Origin of the sequence: Spirosoma sp. (assembly GCF_048594605.1) — a bacterium.
In the GTDB taxonomy this organism is placed as follows: Bacteria; Bacteroidota; Bacteroidia; order Cytophagales; family Spirosomataceae; genus Spirosoma.
Window position 1 is genome coordinate 1 of record NZ_JBMDWV010000368.1, and the last position, 4732, is coordinate 4732.

General features: G+C 47.9%; 4 protein-coding genes. All 4 read left to right on the forward strand.

Annotation, left to right across the window (positions count from 1 at the left end; all coding sequences use genetic code 11):
• Positions 1-383, forward strand: a 383-nt coding sequence (locus tag ACOJS8_RS23050; RefSeq protein WP_420150913.1) for a M28 family peptidase, incomplete at its 5' end; no start/stop codon positions are given.
• Between the two features lie 116 nt (positions 384-499).
• On the forward strand, positions 500-907 hold the full coding sequence (locus ACOJS8_RS23055; protein WP_420150914.1) for an FtsL-like putative cell division protein: 408 nt from the start codon (positions 500-502) through the stop codon (positions 905-907).
• Entirely contained in the window at positions 897-3011 is a 2115-nt protein-coding gene (locus ACOJS8_RS23060) for a penicillin-binding protein (RefSeq protein ID WP_420150915.1), read from the forward strand. The genes ACOJS8_RS23055 and ACOJS8_RS23060 overlap by 11 nt, the downstream gene beginning before the upstream one ends.
• An 86-nt stretch (positions 3012-3097) precedes the next feature.
• Positions 3098-4576 (forward strand): UDP-N-acetylmuramoyl-L-alanyl-D-glutamate--2,6-diaminopimelate ligase, encoded by a 1479-nt coding sequence (locus ACOJS8_RS23065; RefSeq protein ID WP_420150916.1) that lies wholly within the window; start codon positions 3098-3100, stop codon positions 4574-4576.
• Positions 4577-4732 lie beyond the last annotated feature (156 nt).

Sequence of the window (4732 nt, forward strand, 5' to 3'; positions counted from 1 at the left end):
ATATCGTGCCGTTTCTGAACACAGTTGGCGAAACGATGAAAGAGGTCGAACCGATGTTTGCTAATCAGATGCAGAATCAGGCCGGTCTTCACTCAGACCACCAACCGTTCATGCTCGAAGGCGTACCCGTTGTGGGTATGAGCGGTCATCTCGACAGAACGGTACTCGATTGTTACCACGCCAACTGCGATCACATCAACTTGGTCAACGCCGATCAGTTGAAAAATACAGTACGTTACGCCACGATGCTGCTGTATGCCCTTGCCGATGCCGACGATATCCCAACTCGTCGTCAGACGGATACCCAAACTCGTGATTACCTGGTCGCCCAGGGCCTGCGAACTCCACTTCAGATTGCCAACGAATGGCGCTGGAAGGAGTAATACACGCTTTAATTTTTACCATAAAAAAATCTTTTGTATAAAGGTTTGGTCGCTATAGGCACAGGTGCTAATGTTTGTGTTTCTTTGTAAATACATTCCTTCGGACCTTATCTGTCATGGCTAAAAATACTTTCCGGGAACCCGAACGTAACGCTCAGCAAGCCAAGCAAAAGAAACAACGACGAAAAATCAAGCTGGCAACCTGGCTTAATGATTTTATTGGGCTGGACCGTCTGTTTGGAGAGGACAATAGCTGGCCCATCCGGCACATCGACCGTATTTTATGGGTTACGTTTCTGCTGATTTTATATATCGGCCTGAATCACAATGCCGAGCGTCTGGTACGTCGGATTCAGCGGATGACAACTCAGGTAGATGAATTACGGTCGCAGTTTACGGTTCTTCAGGCCGACTTCAGCCGTAGCGGCAAACAATCCGAAATTAGTAAGCGCGTAGCCGCGCTTGGCCTCGCCGACAGTCAAACTCCACCCCACAAAATTGTTGTCAAGAGCGATGAACATTAAGCAGGACATTATTCAGCGGGCCAATCACGTCTTTTACGTAGTGATTTTTCTTGCCTTCGGCGTTATAGGCCGGCTCGTATATGTACAATATTTTCAGACGTTCAAAGGTAAATTCTGGAGTGAACGCGTAGCCGCTACGCTCATTCAGCGCGACACCATTCGGGCAATGCGCGGCAATATTTACGCAAACGGAGGGGAATTAATGGCAACTTCCCTGCCTACTTACGTAGTTGGGTTAGATCCGACGATGGCCAAGCCCGACTACTTTAACAAAAAAGTGGATTCGCTGGGATTACTATTGTCCCGTATTTATAAAGACCGTTCTGCCCGCGATTACACTGATCTGGTTCGGGATGCTCGTGCCCGGAAACGCCGTTACGTCCTCCTTAATCGTCGTCGGGTATCGTTTCAGGAGCGCCAGGAAATGTTGAAATGGCCTTTCTTCCGCTCATCGACTAAAGTGGCGGCTCGTGGTGGCGTGCTACGTCCTTATTACGAACGCTATCATCCTTTCGCCCGAATGGCGGAACGTACCATCGGTAATCTTGATGCCAAAACCGGGCGCGGTCTGATCGGTCTAGAAGCTAGCTTTCAACCAGCACTGGCTGGTAAAAATGCCGTCGGCCTGGTCGAGGTCTTGTCGGGTGGGGTCCGTAAGCCGGTGAACGATGGGCCGGATATGAAACCCGAGCCGGGCATGAATTTGTATACCACCATTGATGTCAATTTTCAGGACATCGCCGAATCAGCTCTACATGATGCACTAGAGAAGTATAAAGCTGATAAAGGTTGTGTTATTGTGATGGAGGTAGCCACAGGTGAAATTCGGGCTATGGCCAACCTGACCCGGCGGGGCGATCGTTACGTTGAGAATTTCAATCATGCACTAGCAGGACGTACTGATCCTGGCTCTACGTTCAAATTAGCTACAATGATGGCTTTGATGGAAGAAAAAGCTATTTCATTGAATCAAATTGTCGAGACTGGCCACCATAGTGTGAATTATAACGGTCTAAGAATAACCGACTCTAATGGCGGAGGCTCGGGCACCATCACAGCACGACAAGTCTTCGAAAAGTCGTCAAATATCGGTACCCATCTATTGATGCGCAGTTATTTCTACAGCCGCCCTGATCTGTATTGCCAATATCTCCGCCAGTTTCGCATAACCCAGCCAACGGGCATTCATATGAAAGGAGAAGCCATTCCTGTTGTTCGCAATCCGGATATGAAAGGCTGGAGTAAATATTCGTTACCATCAATGTCGTATGGTTACGAAATGCAGTTAACCCCCCTACAAATGCTGACTTTTTATAATGCCGTAGCAAATAATGGGCACTGGGTACGCCCCTTGATTGTTAAGCAGATTAAACTGGCCGATGAAGTCATTGAGGATAACAAACCGTATGTTGACCCGAAGCCAATTTGCTCTCAGGAGACGATTCGAAAGGCCCAGGGGCTCCTGCGCGGTGTAGTTGAAAACGGCACGGCGAAACACATCAATAATCCGCACTACGGTATTGCGGGCAAAACAGGAACGGCCCAGAAAATTATTAACGGTCAGTATCAGGCCGGTCGATACTACACCTCGTTTATCGGTTATTTTCCTGCTGATAAGCCCAAATACAGCATGATTACGGTTGTAGACAATCCGCATCAGGGAGAAAACAAAGGCAGTTTGTACGCTGGAGCGGTGTCGGCTCCTGTATTCAAGGCAATAGCTGACCGGATTGTTGCTTCTGATTTTCGTATGCACGCACCTGTCCGGGCTAAGGCGTCGCAACCACAATCGACAACAGCGTTAATGGCAGGTTACTCCGACGATCTGCACACGATCGCTTCAACACTTGGTTTACGTAGCGAACCCTCGACAGAAGGCTGGGTTGAGGCAACGGCCGAAGGCCGATGGAAAGCCCGGCCAACGCGCTCAAACCAGGTGCCTGATGTTCGGGGCTTAAGCTTACGGGATGCGCTGTTTCTGCTCGAAAACCGTGGGTTCCGCGTACTGTTTGAGGGACAGGGAAAAGTGAAAGAACAATCGGTTTCACCAGGCGAGGCATATACTAACGTAGCGCGAAAAGTGATTACACTTACGCTGGGGTAAGTCTCAACACGCAAAAAATTAGGTAGTACCAGACTCAGTCTGTTTTTTTGCAGACGACAAACGAGCATTACGTTCGTCCTTTTCGTATGCAACTCAAAGACATTTTCTATAAAATTCCTTTGCTTGCTACGTCGGGTAGTATGAATACCGACGTAACGAGCTTAACAATGGATTCGCGTAAAGCGGGGCCAGGCAGCTTATTTATAGCCGTACGTGGAACCCTAACTGATGGGCATAACTTCATTGAAAAAGCTGTTAGTCAAGGGGTTACTGCCGTTTTATGCGAAGAACTGCCGGGAGAAAATAGTCCAGACGTTTCTTACATTCAAGTACAGGACTCCTCTCGGACAATGGGTTTAGCAGCAGCTAATTTTTTCGCTAATCCTTCGCAGAAACTTAACCTGGTTGGCGTAACAGGCACGAACGGCAAGACCTCCGTTGCCACTCTGCTTTTTCGCTTATTTCGGGCATTAGGCTATCGCTGCGGGCTATTGTCAACGGTTCAGAACCAGATTGACGACGAAGTAATTCCAACCACACACACTACTCCTGACGCCATTACAACGAATCAGTTGCTGGCAAAAATGATCAGTCATGGCTGCACACATGTTTTCATGGAAGTAAGCTCCCATGCAGTTGTGCAGGAACGTATTGCAGGACTTACTTTTGCCGGAGGTATTTTTACTAATATTACTCACGATCACCTCGATTTTCACGGTACGTTCGACAATTACATCCGGGCAAAAAAAGGGTTTTTCGATCAACTGCCTGCGTCTGCTTTCGCGCTAACAAACGTAGATGACAAACGCGGACTTGTGATGCTTCAGAATACGGCGGCCCGTAAGGAGACCTACTCTCTGAAAACACTGGCTACGTTTAAAGGTAAGGTTATTGCCGATAGTTTATTTGGGTTGCACATGCAGGTCGATAACCATGAAGTCTGGTTCAAGCTGATCGGCCGTTTCAACGCATATAACCTCCTCAGCGTGTATGGAACGGCGGTTTTGCTGGGCGAAAATTCAGATGACGTATTAACGCTGCTATCAGGAATTACGCCCCCACCCGGCCGCTTTGAACAGGTGGTATCAGAAGATAAAATTGTTGGTATCGTCGACTACTCTCACACACCCGACGCCCTACAGAATGTTTTGGAAACCATTAATGGGCTGCGGCAGGCAAACGAACAGGGACGCCTGCCGCAAATCATTACGGTGGTTGGATGCGGAGGGAATCGAGACGCAGCTAAGCGGCCCATAATGGCTGAAATTGCCTGTCAGTTTAGTAACCGTGTGATCTTAACTTCAGACAATCCACGTAACGAAGATCCGATGGTTATTTTGGAGCAGATGCAAGCCGGTGTGCCACCCATTGACTTCAAAAAGGCCCAAACAATCGAAGACCGTTACGAAGCCATCCGTCGGGCAGTAGCCCTCGCTCAACCTCACGATATTATTTTAGTGGCAGGAAAAGGCCACGAAACGTACCAGGAAATCAAGGGAGTAAAATATGATTTCGATGACCGAGTCGTATTGAAGGAGGCTTTTGCAGAACGCGGAAATCAGTAACTTTGCCAGGGAGTGGATGAATGAATGATCGAATAATTTTTCGATTGACGTTCATCCATTTACTCATTATACTTTATGCTCTATTACTTATTTCAGTTTCTTGACGAACGTTACAATTTCCCCGGAGCCGGGGTTTTTCAATATATATCCTTTCGT